The sequence below is a fragment of the Sodalis sp. (in: enterobacteria) genome (assembly GCF_051710625.1).
Taxonomy (GTDB): domain Bacteria; phylum Pseudomonadota; class Gammaproteobacteria; order Enterobacterales; family Enterobacteriaceae; genus JBPESN01.
This window is the reverse complement of sequence record NZ_JBPESN010000027.1, coordinates 13,493-31,302: the sequence shown is the minus strand read 5'-3', so window position 1 is coordinate 31,302 and position 17,810 is coordinate 13,493. Positions and strand designations below refer to the sequence as shown.

At 57.0% G+C, this 17,810-nt stretch carries 12 protein-coding genes and 7 pseudogenes; 11 read left to right on the top strand and 8 right to left on the bottom strand.

What is annotated here, in order from left to right; genetic code table 11:
- Positions 1-48: 48 nt before the first annotated feature.
- A complete protein-coding gene (locus ACTBDU_RS08785) occupies positions 49-219 on the top strand; it encodes a hypothetical protein (RefSeq protein WP_438806205.1) in 171 nt (56 codons plus the stop codon).
- A gap of 336 nt (positions 220-555) precedes the next feature.
- On the opposite strand, the gene ACTBDU_RS08780 is transcribed toward ACTBDU_RS08785, so the two are convergent.
- Positions 556-2,985: a DUF3772 domain-containing protein gene (locus tag ACTBDU_RS08780; RefSeq protein ID WP_438806204.1), complete on the bottom strand. Its 2,430-nt coding sequence runs from the start codon at positions 2,983-2,985 to the stop codon at positions 556-558.
- 365 nt (positions 2,986-3,350) lie between these two features.
- On the opposite strand from ACTBDU_RS08780, the pseudogene ACTBDU_RS08775 reads away from it, so the two are divergent.
- From ACTBDU_RS08775 to ACTBDU_RS08740, 8 genes and pseudogenes are all read left to right on the top strand, one after another.
- Positions 3,351-4,455: pseudogene (locus ACTBDU_RS08775) on the top strand (glycerol dehydrogenase).
- Between the two features lie 7 nt (positions 4,456-4,462).
- A pseudogene (locus ACTBDU_RS08770) lies at positions 4,463-5,748 on the top strand (DUF445 domain-containing protein).
- Between the two features lie 189 nt (positions 5,749-5,937).
- Complete coding sequence (locus ACTBDU_RS08765; protein WP_438806203.1) at positions 5,938-6,228, top strand: trehalase-like domain-containing protein; 291 nt, start codon at positions 5,938-5,940, stop codon at positions 6,226-6,228.
- A complete protein-coding gene (locus tag ACTBDU_RS08760) occupies positions 6,228-6,737 on the top strand; it encodes a hypothetical protein (protein WP_438806202.1) in 510 nt (169 codons plus the stop codon). The genes ACTBDU_RS08765 and ACTBDU_RS08760 overlap by 1 nt, the downstream gene beginning before the upstream one ends.
- Positions 6,734-7,036, top strand: coding sequence for a glycoside hydrolase family 15 protein (locus ACTBDU_RS08755; protein ID WP_438806201.1), 303 nt, complete (start codon positions 6,734-6,736; stop codon positions 7,034-7,036). Before ACTBDU_RS08760 ends, ACTBDU_RS08755 begins: the two co-directional genes overlap by 4 nt.
- A 487-nt stretch (positions 7,037-7,523) precedes the next feature.
- The gene (locus tag ACTBDU_RS08750) at positions 7,524-7,709 is read left to right on the top strand and encodes a hypothetical protein (protein ID WP_438806200.1); all 186 of its coding nucleotides are present in this window, start codon (positions 7,524-7,526) and stop codon (positions 7,707-7,709) included.
- A 140-nt stretch (positions 7,710-7,849) separates the two neighbouring features.
- Positions 7,850-8,518 carry a 2-dehydropantoate 2-reductase N-terminal domain-containing protein gene (locus tag ACTBDU_RS08745; protein ID WP_438806199.1) on the top strand — a complete coding sequence of 223 codons (669 nt, stop codon included), beginning with the start codon at positions 7,850-7,852 and terminating at the stop codon, positions 8,516-8,518.
- A complete protein-coding gene (locus ACTBDU_RS08740) occupies positions 8,481-8,636 on the top strand; it encodes a hypothetical protein (protein ID WP_438806198.1) in 156 nt (51 codons plus the stop codon). Before ACTBDU_RS08745 ends, ACTBDU_RS08740 begins: the two co-directional genes overlap by 38 nt.
- Before the next feature lie 70 nt (positions 8,637-8,706).
- Here ACTBDU_RS08740 and ACTBDU_RS08735 read toward each other — a convergent pair whose 3' ends face one another.
- The gene (locus ACTBDU_RS08735) at positions 8,707-9,150 is read right to left on the bottom strand and encodes a cytochrome b562 (RefSeq protein ID WP_438806197.1); all 444 of its coding nucleotides are present in this window, start codon (positions 9,148-9,150) and stop codon (positions 8,707-8,709) included.
- Positions 9,151-9,285: 135 nt separating this feature from the next.
- Positions 9,286-10,520 (bottom strand): annotated as a pseudogene (pmbA, locus tag ACTBDU_RS08730) (metalloprotease PmbA).
- 439 nt (positions 10,521-10,959) lie between these two features.
- On the opposite strand from pmbA, the gene yjgA reads away from it, so the two are divergent.
- A complete protein-coding gene (gene yjgA, locus ACTBDU_RS08725; protein WP_438806196.1) occupies positions 10,960-11,508 on the top strand; it encodes a ribosome biogenesis factor YjgA in 549 nt (182 codons plus the stop codon).
- Positions 11,509-11,559: 51 nt separating this feature from the next.
- Here the strand turns inward: yjgA and ACTBDU_RS08720 are convergent, their stop codons facing one another.
- The 5 genes and pseudogenes from ACTBDU_RS08720 to aaeX form a co-directional block, all read right to left on the bottom strand.
- A complete protein-coding gene (locus ACTBDU_RS08720) occupies positions 11,560-11,844 on the bottom strand; it encodes a barstar family protein (RefSeq protein WP_438806206.1) in 285 nt (94 codons plus the stop codon).
- A gap of 93 nt (positions 11,845-11,937) precedes the next feature.
- A pseudogene (locus tag ACTBDU_RS08715) lies at positions 11,938-13,336 on the bottom strand (NAD-dependent succinate-semialdehyde dehydrogenase); the annotation flags it as partial.
- Positions 13,337-13,544: 208 nt separating this feature from the next.
- A pseudogene (locus ACTBDU_RS08710) lies at positions 13,545-15,376 on the bottom strand (FUSC family protein).
- Positions 15,377-15,432: 56 nt separating this feature from the next.
- A complete protein-coding gene (aaeA, locus tag ACTBDU_RS08705) occupies positions 15,433-16,359 on the bottom strand; it encodes a p-hydroxybenzoic acid efflux pump subunit AaeA (protein WP_438806195.1) in 927 nt (308 codons plus the stop codon).
- A 7-nt stretch (positions 16,360-16,366) separates the two neighbouring features.
- Positions 16,367-16,571, bottom strand: a pseudogene (gene aaeX, locus ACTBDU_RS08700) (p-hydroxybenzoic acid efflux pump operon protein AaeX).
- A 328-nt stretch (positions 16,572-16,899) separates the two neighbouring features.
- Between aaeX and aaeR the strand changes: the two are divergent.
- Positions 16,900-17,787, top strand: a pseudogene (gene aaeR / locus ACTBDU_RS08695) (HTH-type transcriptional activator AaeR).
- Positions 17,788-17,810 lie beyond the last annotated feature (23 nt).

The following is a 17,810-nucleotide window of genomic DNA, read 5'->3' as shown; positions in this document are numbered from 1 at the left end:
TTAGAGGCATTAATAATGCCTGATTTGTAAGAAGGGGGAAAGGGTGTATTGGCGTTATCAGGACGTAAAGATAACTTAGATAGCCTGTTACTCCAACTTCCAAAAGAAGAAAAAGAACGTCTGATAGCCCTACACGAAGCTAAAAAGGGGGCGGTATCTGAAGAGTGTGCAGTAGCAGATGTGGTAAGCTTAAACTGTAAGAAAAGTGGAGCGGCCTAAATAAAGATTAGGCCATTATCTATTTCATTTCATTATTTTTATGATTTACTAATATTTTTTAACCTAATTTACATATATCTAATGGACGCCCAAAAGGCGTTTAAACTATTTTTAAATCTGCTCAAACCACAGTCATTCGAGTCCAGAATTTAGTGCAAAAAAATCATTTTTTGCCCATTTTTTTTGCGACGAGTCCAGAAATAATTGCCACCCCACAAGTCTGGGAGAAGGCCAGCAAACACCGCCCCATGATGGCTAACGCCGTCACAGACGGCGCCACGCCGTGCTTATAGCGCCGGGCTGTGCAGGCCCGATCAGCGGTTGGCGAGGGAAGGATCAGGCTTCGGGCGGCGTCGGTGTCGGTGTCGGTGTCGGTGTCGGTGTCGGTGTCGCAGAGGTAACGCTAGCGTTCTCGACAATCATTTTTTGCGGCATCGATAACGTAATACCGTCGGCACGCAGGCGCTTTAGGATCTCGAACAGCAGATCGCTTTTGGTCGATGCCACGACGCGCGGACTGCTGACGAAACCGGTCACGCTCAGTACGATACCCGACGGCGTCAACTGGCTGAAAGTGACCGAGGGCGCCGGCGCGCTTTGAATCGCTTCGTGCTCGCGGTAGGCCTCCAGCAGCAGCGTGCGTACCTGTTCAGGATCGATATCCAGCGGGAACGTCAGCGCGATCGTGGCCACGCCTTGCGCGTTGCCCATGGTTGCGTTGCGCACGTTCTGGGAAATCAACTGGGAATTGGGCACGATGACCGTCGACCGATCGCCGAGCTGGATTTCGGTAGCGCGCACATTGATACGGCGAATATCACCTTCAATGCCGCTGATGCTTATGAGATCGCCGACTTTCACCGGTCGTTCCGTCAGCAGGATCAAGCCGGAAATGAAGTTCTTCACGATCTCCTGCAAACCAAAACCGATCCCCACCGACAGCGCGCTGACGATCCAGGCCAGATTATTCCATTGTATGCCGAGGGTAGACAGCGCCAGCAGGATCACCAACACATAGCCGACATTGCTAAAGAGCGTCACCAGCGAGGAACGCATTCCCGGTTCCATCATGGTCTTCGGCAGGAAATCTCTTTCCAACCAGCGTCTGGCGGAGCGCAGGACATAGAGGGCGATTGCCAGGAAGATCAGGGCGTTCAAAACATGGGCGGGAACGATATTGAGCTTTTCAAGCCCTTTGCCGCCCCAGACTTTGAGCACTTTATGCAACAACGCCAACGGCGTGGTGGAGCCGAAATTGCCGTTGATCAGGGCCACGGCGCCGGACACAATCAGCAGCGTTTTGCCGATAGCCGCGAGCAGGATGGCTACCTGGGACAAATGGCGGTCATCGAGATTGAACATGTGCTTAATGCGCAGCCCCAGCGGCGTATTCGGTGCAAACAGGCCGTCGCATAAATCCACTACCAGATGAATCAGTAAATAAAGCAGTGACAGCACCATCGCCACCCACACCAGTTCATAGGTCAGGAAGTGGGCCAGCGAAATATAGCCTATCAGCAAGGAAATCAAAATCGCGGTGGCGGTGGCGGTTATGCAACCTTGTATCAGACCCACGACGGCCGACCGCGTTTCCAGCGGCGTTCCCTCGGCCACCAGTCTACGCCGCGTGCGTTTGATGCGAAGCGGGCCGCTGAACGCCACCAGCGCCACCAGCAGCGCCGAAAGCCCATAGCCGAAAATGGTCGTGGACACGCTGGTGCCGACGCTGCTATTGAGCTGCTCAATAGCGCCTGAAATCAACACGAAGGTGGCTAGCAGCGGCGGCAGCGGCTTCATGGCAAGGGCGATGGCGTCGGGGATTGCCGGCAGGCGCCAGGAAGGTCGATGGTTGGATAAAAACGCGCGGCCTAGCCCGGTGATGAGCGAGGCAAAAAACGTTAAACGCAGCACGCCATCGGCAAAATCTACCAGCTCGTCGGACACATCCGGCAGACGGGTGAGCAGCCAATAAAGCAATTGCGCCCCTACCCCTACGCTCAACACGGTGACCAGCGCGGTGGAGCAGGCGAGAAAGCTACAACGCAGGCGGCCTTCGGGCAGAATATGGATACTGAACCAGCCCAGGGGTTTATCCAGCCAGCGCGAGCTGAATCCCCACACCAGTAACGCCAGCGCCAGCAAAACGGCGGAGCCAAAGCGCCATTCTGGCGACCAGGCTTGCTGCCAGGCGTTGGCCACATCGTCGGAGAAACTGGCCAGTCGGCGCTTATCCTCAGACTGGGGCTGCGTCACCGGCGTCCAGAAGCGCGCCGACAGAATACTGCCCGAATTGAGCGCCATCTGCGAGCGCATGGTATTACGGCGAATATCGGCTATCTGCACCAACAGCTTGGTGGCGCTGGAGCTGATGGTTCTGGCGCGCTCGGTTTGGCTGTCCAGGAGCGCTTTGCGCGCGTTTAAACTATTGCGGCTCTGAGCGACGGCACTGGTGGTTTCCTTCATCGCGCCGGCCGCCGGCGGCGGTCCCAGCACGTCCAGCTGTCCCTGTAGCTGCGTGCAATCGGGCTGCAACGCGGTCATCAGGGTATCGGCGTCGCTGGCTAATTGCAGGGCACTGTCGTTCAGGGCGCTCAACTGGTTGTCCGCGGTAGCATTCGACACTTGCTGCTTTAGTGAATCAAGGCCTTTTTGCAATTTGCTCAGCTCCGCCGCGGCATTGATTTTCACCGGCGTAGCGCTGTCGCCGGCGGCCTCCGGCGCGTCATCCGCACGCGCCCCGGTTGAGAGAGTGCCAAACGCCAGCATGATGCTGAAAAGAAGGATCCAAAAAGCCTTCATACAACAATTGGAAAACCTAGGCATAGCGTAATTTATCTCGCAATCGTTAAAGCAGCAGCCACACGTACCGGGGACCGGTCACGTCGCAAATCTTCCATCGCCGGCGAATGCAGGGTGGCGTCAACAATCTTACCAGCTTATTATGTTTTTAGCGTCATCGTCAGCCGACAGTCAGCACCTTCGCGGATCGCGCTCTTTATTAAAAACGGCCTTAGGCATATTCAACCCCTCACTATCCGCCCGTCTGTACTACAATCGTAGCAACTGTCTACCCTGGCATACGCCGGTGCCCGCCGGCTCCTACTATCAACAAAGACCGAGGTAAAAAAACTATGGGAAACTTTATCTTTTCGTCACCGGGAAAGTATGTTCAGGGTAGCGGCGTCCTGGATGAATTGGGTCATTACCTGTCCGCTTTGGGCAGCAAAGCCTTTCTCATTGCGGACGATGTGGTGTGGGGCATTACCGGGGAACGGGTGCAGGCCACGCTGAAAACAGCCGACATCGCTTACCGCTATGAACGTTTTAATGGCGAGGCATCGGGCAACGAAATCCTCCGTCTGGCGAGGGTGGGGCCCGCGATGAGCAAACCGCCGTTGTGGTCGGTCTCGGCGGCGGCAAAACGCTGGATACCGCCAAGGCGGTCGCGGATGAATTGAAACATCCGGTGGCCATTGTGCCGACCGTCGCCTCCACCGATGCGCCGTGCAGCGCGCTGTCGGTCATTTATAGCGACGACGGTGTGTTCGACAGTTACCGTTTTTACACTAAAAATCCGGAATTGGTGCTGGTGGATACCGCCGTCTGCGCCCAGGCGCCAGTGCGGCTGTTTACCTTGGGCACCGCCGATAGCCTGGCTACCTACGTGACGTGGAAGCCCAGGCGGTTAAACGCACCAATGCCCTATCGATGGTCGGCGGTAAACCGCCTATCGCCGGTATGGCGATTGCCGCCTGTGAGGAAACCTTGTTTACATATGGCTACAGCGCTTACCAGGCGGTTGCGATGCGCAAGGTCACGCCCGCGGTGGAGGCGGTGGTGGAAGCCAATACGCTGCTTTCCGGGCTGGGTTTTGAAAACGCTGGTTTGGCGGGCGCCCATGCGATTCACAACGGCTTTACCGTCATTCAAGGGGATATCCATCACCTGACCCACGGCGAAAAAGTCGCTTACGGCACGCTGACGCATATGGTGCTGGAGCAGCGCCCGGACGATGAAATCGCCCGTTATATCCGCTTTTACCGCGCCATCCCTATGCCGACGACGTTTAAGGCGCTGCATCTAGAAAACGAGCCCTATGAAAATCTGGTAAAAGTGGGCGCGTTTGCCTGCGCTGAAGGAGACACCCTGCGCAATTTGAATCCCTATCTTAGCGCTGAGGATGTGGCGCAGGCGATTATTGCCGGCGACGCGTTCAGCCGTACCGTTGCCGATTGACGGCCCCATGGCCGCTAAAGAAGCCGAACTACGGAAAGTGAAGCGTCTGGCGCTGGCCTTGCTTGGTCAGCGCCGCGGCGGTCTTTATCCTCACGCTTTTCCTGCCGGCCAATTTCTGGGTCAACGGCCTGAAAGCTGTTTCTGAAGCGGCCATGGTAGGGGCGTTGGCGGATTGGTTCGCGGTAATCGCATTGTTCCACCGCGTGCCGCTGCTTTTTGTTGCGCGTCATACCGCCATCATTCCGCGTAATAAAGCGAAAATTGCCGATAATCTTGTGCTATTCGTCCAGGATAAATTTCTGGATACCGCGTCCATAGTTGCACTGATACGCCGTTACGATCCGGCGCAGCTTATTGCCGGCTGGCTTACCGCGCCGGATAACGCCGCCCGGCTGAGCGGTTATCCCCTGCAATTGCTGCGCGGCGTGCTGGATTTCACCGACGATCGGCGTATACAAGCCTTCCTGCGCCAGGCAGTGCATGCGGCGATCGACAAAATCGATTTGACCCGTCCCACGGCCTCGATTCTGGATAGCCTGACCCGCGACGGTCGCGACCAGGCCCTGCTGGATGCGGCGATTTCCCAATTAACTTTGTTGTTGAACAAGCCGGAAACCCGTGCGCTTATCAGCGAACAGATCGTGCGCTGGTTCAAACGCGAGCATCCCATCAAAGAACGGCTACTGCCGACGGACTGGCTGGGTGAACACAGCGCTGACCTGATTTCTAACGCGGTCAATTCCATTCTGGACGATATTGGCCAGGACAGCGGCCACGCCTTACGCCGGTGTTTCGATCGGATCACGCGCCATCTCATCACCCGGCTTAAACAGGACCCGGCAATGACCCTCAGAGTTGTGGAGATCAAGGCGTATCTGAAAAATGATGAGGTGCTTAACAGCTACATCCGCGAGCTGTGGGGCGATATGCGCACCTGGCTGAAAGCGGATCTCGCGAGCGATAGTTCGTTGTTGCATGCCCGGGTAGCGGAATCCGGCCGCTGGCTGGGCGAAACCCTATCGCGCGATCCCGGCCTGCGCGCATCGTTAAACCATCATATGGAATTAACGACGACGAAAATGGCGCCGAAATTCGCTCTGTTTCTCACCCGCCATATCAGCGATACGTTAAAAAGCTGGGATCTGCGGGACATGTCGCGGCAAATAGAGCTGAATATCGGCCGTGACTTACAGTTTATCCGTGTCAACGGCACGCTGGTGGGGGGGACTTATCGGCGTCGTCCTCTATCTGCTATCACAACTGCCGACGCTGCTGACGTTGATGCCGGAGTAACGCGCCCGCGGGACGGTAGTCAAGCACCGGGACAAACATCGCCGCGAAAGCCGCCGCCCTCGTGTAGCCCGCCGGGCAGGCGTTTTTGTCCGCCCGTGCGGTTTCCAAGCGCCGACGTCCGCCCTTTATCGCGCGTCAGCTACACTGAGAGGTAACGGATTTCAGACTGTTGGAAGGAAAGCGCCCGTTATGATGGATTTACCTAAACCTGGCATTACCCGCAATATTGGCGATCGCGGAATTATCGGCGATCTGCGCTCCTGTGCGCTGGTGGCGCGCGACGCAACCATTGATTACTTCTGCTGGCCCGATCTTGACAGTCCGTCGATCTTCACCGCGCTCTTGGACAGCGAGCAAGCCGGTCTGTTCAGCCTGCCAACCGGACTGGTCCGACGCACGGCTACAACAGTTGTACCTGCCGGATACCAACCAACATCCTGCAAACCCGCTGGCTATCGCAACAGGGTGTGGCGAAGGTAATGGACTATATGCCGATCGGCGACGATACCGATCGGATGCCGCTCATCGTTCGTCGATTGCAGGTGCTGAAAGGTAACGTGAACTGGCGCATGCGCTGCGCGCCAATGCCGGACTACGCGCGTGCGCTTCCCAATGCCCGTCACCATGATGGCACGGTGACGTTTGTCACTGACGGCCAAGCCTTCTCTGCGGCTGACCGCAAGCGTCGCACTCAAGTGCGAAGAGTAGGCCGCGGTGGCGGCTTTCTCGCGGGGGCCGGGCGAACAGAACAGGCGACCTTCGTTTTCGGCGGCGCCGACGATGACCGGGTGGCGGTGGAGAATACGGACCTTTTCTTCGCCGGGACGCTGCATTATTGGCAACGATGGTCGGCCCGCAGCAATTACCGCGGCCGCGGGCGGGAAATGGTTAACCGGTCGGCGCTGGCGTTAAAACTGCTCACGTCCGCGCGGCATGGCTCCATTGCCGCTCCTGGCTGCACGATGCCTCGTTTAGCGTCTATGCCTTGATACGGCTGAGCTATGCCGATGAGGCGAAAGCGTTTAACCACTGGGTCGGCCCGTGTATGGCCAACAGCCAGTTTAACCCGGAAAAGTTGCAGGTCGTTTACCGTCTCGACAGCGGCAGCGAACTGCCGGAAGCCGAGTTTCCCCATCTGGCCGGCTATGGCGGGGCCAGACCGGTACGCATCGGTAACCAGACCTATCGCCAGTTACAACTGGATATCTATGGCGAACTGATGAACGCCATCTATCTGGCCAATAAATATGGCGATGCCATTCCAAATCAGGGCTGCAGCATGCGGTGAACACCGTCAACCATGTATGCGAATGCTGGGAACAGGCGGACGCGGGTACTTAGGAAATGCACGGCGAGCCGCAGCATTCTCTCCATTCGCGATTAATGTGTTGGGTGGCGCTGGATCGCGCACTGCGCCTTGGCATGAAGCGGTCGCTGTCAATGCCCTATGACCGCGCTGGGACAAAGCCCGTTTCGCCATCCCCGAGGATATATGGCAAAATTTCTGGAACCCCAAACTCGGCCATTTTACCGCTACCCGCCACGGCAAAGATTTGGACGCATCGATATTGCTAATGCCGCTGTTCCGCTTCGTCAGTGCCACCGATCCCGACTAATTGGCAACCCTGGACGCCATCCGCGCCCAGCTGGTGCATGATGGTCTAGTATGGCGCTATATCGCCGAAAAGACGCCCGCTGACCCTTTATAGGGCAAAGAAGGCCCCTTCGCGGCCTGCTCCTTTTGGTATGTGGAATGTCTTACGCGCGCCGGGCGTGTGAGCGAAGCGCATTTTGAATTTGAAAAGCTGCTGCGCTATGCCAATCCGCTGGGTCTGTACGCCGAAGAGTTTGACCGATGCGGCTACGCCCTCGGCAACACGCGGCAGGCGCTTACGCATCTGGCGCTGATAAGCGGCGCCTTCTTCCTCGATCACAAACTTGACGGAAAAGACCCACTGTGACAGCCCTAGCGCCACCGCGGCGCGGGTAAGGGCGTTTCGCCCACGGTTGAGATACGCGCGCGATCACTTTATGTTAGCGATAATGGCAATGAAAAATTCAGCGGCGGGTCGCCTCTTTTCGGCTGGATAAGGTGAGAGCAATGCGCATATTAGTGGTTGGTGCCGGCGCGACCGGCGAATATTTCGGCGGTCGTCTGGCCCAAGCAGGACGCGATGTGCCGTTTTTGGAGCGCCGGCAGCGGGCGCAAACACTGCGGCAGAACGGCCTGCACATCTTAAGCCACAGCGGCAATGTGACGATGCAGCCAGCGCTAGTGGAAGCCGGCAGCCTCACGAGCCATTATGATCTGATCCTGTTACCGGTAAAAGCCTTCTCGCGGGCGACGGCAATGGACGACATCGCGCCCGCCGTCGGCCCGACAACGACTATCGTGCCCTTGCTCAACGGCACAGCGGCGGTGATGGTGAGCGCGTGTAAAATTGCCGCTACACTGGACGTACAGGGTCGCATTGTACAATTCACCCCGCTACATCAGCTCTGTTATGGCGAGCTGGATGATAGCCGTACGGAACGGCTGGCGCGCGTCGACGCGGCCCTGGACAACGCCGGTTTTGACGCCTGCGCCGTCCCGTCAATTACCACCGCGCTATGGGAAAAGTGGATATTATTATCAAGCCTGGGCGGCATCACCTGCCTGATGCGCGGCACCATCGGCCAGGTTGCGGCGGCGCCCGGCGGGCCAGCCTTCGCGCGCGCTGGTGGCGGAAGTGGTGTCGATCGCAGAGGCCGGCGGCTACTGGCAACGTGATGATGTCATCGCGGAAACCACCGACCTGCTGAGCCAACAGGGGACGACTATGACCTCTTCCCTGTATCAGGCTTTGATAGCCGGTAACGTCGTGGAGGCCGATCAGATCATTGGCTGAAAGCCCGCGCCGACCACGCCAGCCTGCCCGTTCCGCTGCTGAGTGCGGTATGGACGCACCTGTCGGTTTATCAGCAAAACCGGGGATAACGTGACGGGCCCAACTTAGCGAAACTTGGCGTGGTTCTCATCACAGGTCTGCTTGAACTGGCCCGCGCCTGTCTCGCGCCCTCTATATAGCCCTTCTCCACCTTTACCTGCGCCTGCTTGATTTGTCCCAATAACGTATCGATACCCCGCCGATAATCCTGCATTTGCGGGCTTTCCGGCGCTTGCCCGCGTAGTTTCGGCGGCGGCGCGTCGCGGGTATCCGCGGCTGCAGCGTGCATATCCTCCGCCAGCGCCTGTTTCAGAGTGGCCGGATTATCGGTGTGAAGGAGCGCACTGTAATTTGCGGCAATCATATCCATATCTTCGCTCAGCTCCCACGCCGTCGCCGAGGTGGCGAACAGAACGGCCAGAAGCGGCAACAGCGCGAGGAAGAACCTTCTCATTCCAGTGGCGACAAAGATCATGGTAAGTATCCGTTATTGACAGGTGACGGTAGGCCGAAGCCAATGATCGGTATTATTAACCGGCGATCTTCGTCTTCGAGTTAAATTTTATCGTTGACCGGCGATTTTCATCGCCGACAGCAGCACCGAACCGCATTAGATATTGCTGTGAATCTCGGTATCGCTGCCGATGCTAACGATATTGTGCAGCATCTCTTTCAGGTTGCCAACGATGGTTATCTCGCTGATCGGGTATTGAATTTCGCCGTTTTCCACCCAGAAACCGGCGGGGCCACGGGAATAGTCGCCGGTGATGGTGCTGACCCCCTGCCCCATCAGCTCCGTCACGACCAATCCGCGCCCCATCTGTTTCAACAGGCCGGCGAAATCGATCACCTGATGTGATATCCGCCAATTGTGTATACCGCCGGCCTGTCCCGTGCTCTCAAGGCCCAGCTTGCGCGCCGCGTAACTGCCGAGCAACCAGGTGTTGAGGACGCCATCCTGCACAATGGCACGATCGCTGGTTCTCACCCCTTCACTGTCAATCGGCGACGAGGCCAGTCCTTTGCGCAGATGAGGGCACTCTTGAATGGAGAGCCAATCGGGCAAAATGGCCTTACCGAGCGAATCAAGCAAGAATGTCGACTTGTGATACACATTACCGCCGCTGATGGCCCCAACGAGATGGCCAAACAATCCAGTGGCAACTTCGGCGGCGCCTCCATGGTCGGCAGTTTACGTGGATTAAGGTGCGCCAGCGCGCGGCGCGCGCACTCCTCACCCACCCACTCCGGCGAGCGCAAATCGCCAAAGGCACGGCCAAGGATATAGGCATAATTGCGCTCCATACTCGCCGCCGCTTTCGGCGATGACGCTATAGGAGAGAGAGTGGCTGCTGTAGCTTTGCAGCATGCCGTGACTATTGCCGAACACGCGGGTGCTGAAGTGGCTATTGAAGCTGCCCACTTCGTATGGGTAATACGCTTATCGCTTTTAAGGGCCGTTTGTTCGGGCTCGGCGGCCAGGGCAATCCCGTGTTCGGCGTCCAGCTCGGCGGAGTGGAATAAATCTAGATCCTGCGCCTCGAACGCCAGCAGCGTTTTTTCCGCCGGCCCCGAGGCGGCGGTGCGGGCAATCGCTTCCTGACTGAGATCGGTGGAGGAAGCGCTGCCTTTGCGCTGCTAATAATAAACGGTAATCCCCAGAGCGCCATCGCTGTTGAATTCGACATTCTCCACTTCGCCACAGCGGGTGCTAATGCCGATACCGGTCGTTTTAGTCACCGCCACTTCCGCCCCGTCCGAACCGGCGCACGCCAGCTCCAGCGCTTGAGCGACCGCGTTTTCCAAAAGTGTGCATTGCTGGGCGAGCTGGGTGACTAAATTCATAGTTCCGCTATTATTCATAGAGCATTATCCGCTAGAGGGGATCTCGCCGCACGCCCGGCAAAATCAAATTATGCGGTCAGCCAATCTGATACCGCTTTGCATCATGCCTTCAGTCTAACACCCGTAATGCATTTGGCACTGTGCGCGCGAAGGAAGAACGGCAAGCGAAGACTGCCGGCAAGCCACCCTCAATGCGCGGATTGGGCTCGCGCTCCCCGCGCGTCCTTCGCCGTGCTGTCGCTCCTGACCCTCGCCATCTGGCTCATCCGGCGGTCATGGGCGGCATTGACATCGTGCGGTAACAGGCGGCGATAACGAGCGTTTTAATATCGTGCAGTGATGGGCAGAGAAAATTAGCGTTTAAATGTCGCACGATGAAATAATGCCGTTGAGAATCCGAGGCAACCTGCTAGGATGAGCCTCTTTTTGAGGAACCCCTATGAATAAACAGCCGGAAGAGTGGCAGGACCCGCAGTCTTTGCAGCAGCAGGACGATGAGCAAGATGAAATAATCTGGGTCAGCAAGAGTGAAATCAAACGCGACGCCGAAGCGCTAAAACAGTTAGGTGTTGAGCTGGTGTCACTCGGTAAAAATGCGCTGGAAAAAATCTCGCTGGACGATGACCTGCGCGCCGCTATCGCGCTGGCGCAGCGCATCAAGCGCGAAGGGCAGCGCCGGCAAATTCAGCTTATCGGCAAGATGCTGCGCGCCCGGGATCCGGAGCCTATCCAGCAGGCGCTGGATAAACTGAAGAATCGCCATAATCAGCAGGTCACCTTGTTTCATAAGCTGGAAATACTACGCGACAAGCTGCTTGAGCAAGGCGACGACGCCATTGCACAAGTGCTGGAACATTATCCGCAGGCCGACCGCCAGCAGCTACGGGCGCTGGTACGCAATGCCCAGAAAGAGCAGGCGGCCAACAAACCGCCAAAAACTGCGCGCCAGCTTTACCAATACTTGCGCACCCTGGCCGAGGCGGACTAACGCCACGTCCTGGGTGCCGCGCGCACGTCGCCGTCCGGTACCCCACTGCCGTCAGGCGCCGCTGCCGTCTGTCAGCACGTTGAAATGCAGCTTACCCTGCAGTTCCTCTTCCGCTTCATCGAACAGCAGTATCAGCGCGCCAAAACGCCGCCTTTTCGAGGCGGTAAGATGCAGAAACTCAATTTCCACCGGCAGCGGCAAATAACTCATTGCCGTCCGCCACAGGCCGTCAAGATTGGCATCATAAGGCTCGCTAATGGCGAATTGGCGATCAAAAGCGCGATAAAAAGCCGGAAGATTGGCTATGTGATTAAAATCGAAGGATACTTTCTCCATAAGGCGCTCTCCGCCAAGCCGGTTATTCTCTTCCCGTACGGGCGCATAGCCGGTGTCCTCCCCGGCAAGGGCGGGCGGCCCCGGCACCCTCAGAAGTCCGCCGAGGTGCAGCGTTTTGACTTTCAAATAATCTTCCGTGCCCAGCATCGATCCTTCTCGCCCCAAGCCAGACTTTTTTACACCGCCAAACGGCCCAAGCTCGGTAAGATACTGCGCATTCGTTAATGCCCACCATGCCGTTCTCAAGCGCCGCCCCCACGCGAAACACCCGCGCCGGATCACCTCTTCCTCTTCGGTGAAACGGAAGCAGGCGGCAACCGGGCCAAAGGTCTCCTCGTGCGCCAGCTGCATCTCGTCGGTCACCTCGGTTAGCACCGAGGGCTGAAAAAAATTGCCGCCCAGCAAGTGGCGTTTACCGCCCGTTATCACGCGCGCGCCCTTCGCCAGCGCATCATTCACATGTTCTTCGGCTTTTTCCACCCAGGCGCGATTAATTAGCGGCCCGACTACCACGCCGTCCTCGGCGCCGTTGCCCACGGTTAGTTTCTCCACTTCCTACGCCAACTGCGTAACGAACCGATTGTAGACGCCGTCCTGAATAAAGAAACGGTTGACGCTGATGCACACCTGCCCCGCATTACGAAATTTGTTCGCCATGCGCCGGCCACCGCGGCCGAAATATCAGCGTCGTCAAACACTATATACAGGGCATTACCGCCCAGCTCCATGGAGATTTTTTTCATGGTATCGGCCGCATTGCGCATGAGCGTTTTGCTGACGTCGGTCGACCCGGTGAACGTCACCTTACGCACGGTGCTGCTGGCCATATATAGTATCGCTAATCGCATGGGTATCGCCAGTTACCCCGTTGAGAACCCCGTCCGGCACGCCGGCCTGCTGCGCCAGCGCCAGCAGCGCGAACGCCGACAGCGGCGTCGCGTTAGCCGGCTTGATAAGCGCCGTACAACCTGCGGCCAGTGCCGGCCGAGCTTGCGGGTAAGCATATCGCCATCGGGAAGTTCCAGGGGGTAATGGCCGCGACTACGCCTACCAGCTCGCGGGTGTCAAATATGCGCGAGTGGGCTTTGGCGGGCGGAATGATTTCGCCGTTGACCCGCTTGGCCTGTTCGGCAAACCACTGAATAAAGCTGGCGGCATACGCTACTTCGCCGGCGGCTTCCTTGACAGGCTTACCCTGCTCGGCGCTCATCAGTTTCGCCAGATAGGATTGATTCTCCATGATGAGCTGATACCAGTGGTAGAGCAGCTCTGAACGCGCTTTCGCGGTTTTGGCGTGCCAGACCAGAAAGGCCGCCGCGGCGGCAATGGCCGCATCAGTTTCCGTTTTGCCCGATTTGGCAACCCGGGCAAGGACTTCGCCGGTGGCCGGATTTTCCACATCGAAGGTGGTGTCGGACGTATGCCATTGGCCATTGATAAAATAGCCGGTATGGAACAAGGTATGCGCCTGAAGCGTTGCGTGATCTGTCATAATGTCCTCGCGATGAAAAGAGGTCCCTGCCGGGGAGAAAAACGCTGTTAGCTATCAGTATAGTTGCCGGCGCCGGGTTCGCGCGGGTGCGGCAAGAGGAAATGAGTCAGCGGCGCTGGCGCTGCCTGCATAAGTCGTGGGACCAGGCGTCGCCCTGCTCCGCACGGTCGCAGGGGATAACGCCCTGTCCGGGGCTGCCCGCTCCGCGTTAACCGCTCAGGGCGTGGCGGTAGTGCCGGAGAATATCGGTCAGGCGCTCTACCGAGGCAATGATGTCCGGTGCTACCTGATACACCTCCAGCTTATGCCGGTAAACGCACATCTCTTCGAGCAGCTGATCGAATTTACGGCTGCGGCGCGGATTGGAGCGCGACGCCAGGACCCGATCGGCAGTCGCACGAATCTGACAGTGCTAGGCAGACAAATCCTCATTGACCGGGATATCCGCGCTGCGCAGCCGCTGATGCGCCACAATCAGAAGCAACGGCAAGTGATTGACCCGCCGGCGCGTCTCATTGGTGGACATCGCTGAAACCGCGCCATAGACAAAGTAATTGAACAGGATACGTCCCGCGCGCTGCTTTGCGGTGTCGCGAATCAGTAAAATGACCAACATCACCAGAACACAACCGATAAGCTGGCCGATGGCGCTGTCGAGAAAAATACTGATATTGAAGGACATCGGGTTCGACAGCACCAGAACATTGATAGTGCCCGCCAAGGGTGCCCAGCGTCCCGAGACGTCGTTTTTGGACTTCGATGCCGATGATGAAAGCCAAAATGCTCAGGGCAATACAGAGCAATAACAAGCTCTGCTGGGTCGAGGGCATGATCAACATGTAATACAGCGCGCCGATGGGCAGCACCGCCGACATGCCGATCATAAAATCTTTCGCCACCAACAGCGGGTTGGGTAGCCGCATCGCCAGCGATGTGACCACCGCCAGCATTACCATACAGGCGCTGCCGGCGCTTCAGCCGATCCACAGCCAGAACAGGCAGCCGAGCGCAGTGGCGATACCGGTACGCAAACCGTTGATCATCGCATGTCGCCCTTCGTGAGAGGAAGCGCTCACCTCTTGCTGAGTGGTCAATACCGACGCCTCAATCCGTGCGTTGGTCTTCACTCCCTTCATCAGCAGCAGGTAGCGCGTCGCGCTACCCACCCATGTATAAAGGGTTTGCGGCGTATCCCGCGTTGGCGTGGCGGCGATCACCTGACGCATCAGCTTCATCCGGCGATGGATTGCGCCCACCGTATCGGCCAGCTCGCTCAGTAGCAACAGGAGATGAGACTTCACATAATGGGAATGATTTTGTAGGATCAACAGCGTTTCACACGCCTGGGTAATCAGCGTGAGTGACAGAGTATTGATGGCGATAAGCCACTGATTGCTGGCCTGCCAGTGGGCCGATTCCATCATCAAGTTGCTGCGCATGTGCCTAACAAGGCGTTGGTAGCTTTCACCAGCGTGCCCCAGGCATTATCCACCTCTTCTTTCGGCGCGTTGCTCACACACAGCTGCAGCAGGCGATAATGGTCGATAAGCAGCTTATCTAGCGCATGATCAATATCGCGCTTGATGGAACGGGGTAAAAAAAGGATATCGCGCAAACAATGCCCAGAACAATTTCGCTAACGCGTTCCACGGCGAACTGCGGCGCCATCTGCGGGAAGCTTTGAACGTCGACGATAATAATCAGCGTGGTGTAGCCCGCCAGGCCGAAGGCATACGAGTTCTCCACTTTCACCAGCGAGGAAATCCACATGCACAGACCGGCCCAGATGCAGCTCAATAATAGCATCACCACCGGCGCACAGATGGTCAGAATAATAATCACCAGCGCGCCCAGGCAACCGGTAAACGTACCGATAATTCTCAACATACCGCGGTGGCGGATGGCGCCTGCGAAAGGCTCACCGCCGGCAGCACAGGCCGAGCCGGCAGTAACGATGGCGGCGGTGGGAACCAACCAGCGCGACGTTTGCAGCTGAAAATGAAAACCGAGTACCAGCGCCAACAGAATGGCAAACGTCAGCTTGCAAGCGAAGCGCTAGTGGAAAAAGAGAGGTTGCAGCATTAGCGGGCCACCGGTTAACCGAACTCGCTCAGGCGGTGAATCAGCTGCATCAAAGGAGACACTCGCCCGGGCTCGCCGCCGCGCCGGCCGGTAATCACCACCGTCGCGGCCGTCCCTGCCGGGTAGAGATCGCCTTGCTGCTTATTAAGCAGAATTTTCACCGGGACCCGCTGCGCCAGGCGCACCCATTCTAGATTGGAATCCACGCTGGCGAGGCCTTTACTGTCCACCGCACTGCTGTTGTTGTTGACCCCGGCGGCGATACTGTCGACCGTACCGGTGAGGATACGGTTACTGCCAAGGGGCGTAATTTCCACGCGATAGCCCGGCCGCACCCTTTCCAGTTTGGTCTCTTCCATATACGCCAGCAAATAGAAGGTGTCTTTTTTCACCAAACCCACCGCTACCGAGCCGCGGGTGATGAACTCGTCGGCGTGAACATTCAGGTTGGTAACCCAGCCGTCCACCGCCGCCCGCACCTCGGTGCGCACCAGATCCAGCCTGGCCAGATTTCGCACCGCGATAGCTTTGGCCAGTTGATGGCTGACGGTTGAAAAATCGTTGCTGGCCTGATCAATTTGTTCCTGGGAGATGGCATTGGTTCCGAGACTGCGCCGCCGCGACGCTTCGCGTTTTTTCTCCTCCGCCAGCTCCTGATAGTAACTCACGTCCGCTTCCGCCAGCGCTTCCTGATACCGCGGCTTATCGACGACCAACAGCAAATCGCCTTTTTTTACCGGTTGATTATCACGAATAGGCACGGCGCTGAGCAGGCCGCTGACGTCCGGTGCAATGGCCACCACATCGGCGGTGAATTTGGCGTCCCGCGTCCAGGGAGATTTGGTATAAAAGGACCAGGTACAGAAAATAGCGATAGCGGCAATCAGCACCAGCACCAGAGTGACAGCAACGCGGAGGATTTTAGCGGGAAGGGTTTTCACGACGACCTCAGACGAAAAGACAGGAAATCAAATAAAAAACACAGCAATACAGCGCGGTATTGAATAATACCGGGTGCCGGACAAAATCATAGATTCCGCTGGGCAGCGAAAGCCTGCGCAGCGCAAAAAATAGTGCCGGCGAGAGAATCAGCTCGAATTAATACCGGTGGAAAGGACAGGCCGAAAATCACCATGACTGGAAGCAAACTCATACATTTTTCTTTGACTGCAACCGTACTGGTTCCTAAATGCCCTGCGCCGCCCTGGCATGATTCTCACGGCAAAAGGCCGTCATCCTCCTCCGTTCGCGCTCAGGATGAGTATAGAACCCCGTCGGGGAGAATGAAGACGCTTTCCGGAAGAGGCGGCGGTAAGCCGATCGTGTCCAGCCCGTTTAATTTGTTACTATTTATTAAAAACTAATGGATAATTACAGGCTGATAGGCACAATACACTGAACCAACGCTGCTATATTACCCTGTACATTCCAGTGGTTTCAACATAACGTAATATAAATCACTTATTAAGCCAGAGTGAATAATGGAAAAACCCAAACGCATGCTGATCTCCACCCGGGTGGTGGAGGCCAATTCGTTTACCAGCGCCGCCCGCCGACTGCAAATGAGCGTCTCATCCGTCAGTCAGACCGTGGCGAAACTGGAAAATGAATTGCAGGTTAAGCTGCTCAACCGCAGTACCCGCAGCATCGGTCTTATTGAAGCCGGCAAGATTTATTATCAGGGCTGTTTGTGGATGTTGCAGGAATTCAACGAGGTGCACGGGCAATTGTTCGCCTTTAACAATACCCCTATCGGTACTTTGCGCATCGGCAGCTCGTCAATGCTGGCCCATAATGTCCTGGCCTTGATGACCGCCACGATGCTGAAGGAGTATCCCGGCTTGTCGGTTAATCTGGTGACCGGTATTCCGGCGCCGGACCCTTATCGGCGACGGCCTGGATCTGGTGGTCCGGGTGGGCGCGCTGCAGGATTCCGGACTGTTTTCGCGCCGGGTGGGAATGATGCCGATGGTGGTGTGCGCCGCCAAAAGCTATCTGGCGCAGTGGGGAACGCCGGAAAAACCCGGCGATTATAGCCAATTTCTCTTGGCTGGAGTATGACGTGCGCCCCGACAGCAAGTTTGAGCTTATGGCGTACGCTGCATCCGTCACCGGCCGGCCGCATTGTCACCAATGACTCCCAGACGCTGATTCGCTGGCTTATCGCCGGCGCGGGCATTTGTTATGTGCCGATCATGTGGGTTTTGGACGAGATAAAACGCGGCAATGTCGAGATATTATTCAGCCGTTATCACTCCGATCCACGGCCTGTCTACGCAGTCTATACGACGCGTGATAAGTTGCCGCTCAAAGTACAGGTGTGCATTAACTATCTGACCAACTATTTTAACAGGGTGACGGAAATGTAGCAGACCTTCCGTCAGGACAGCGG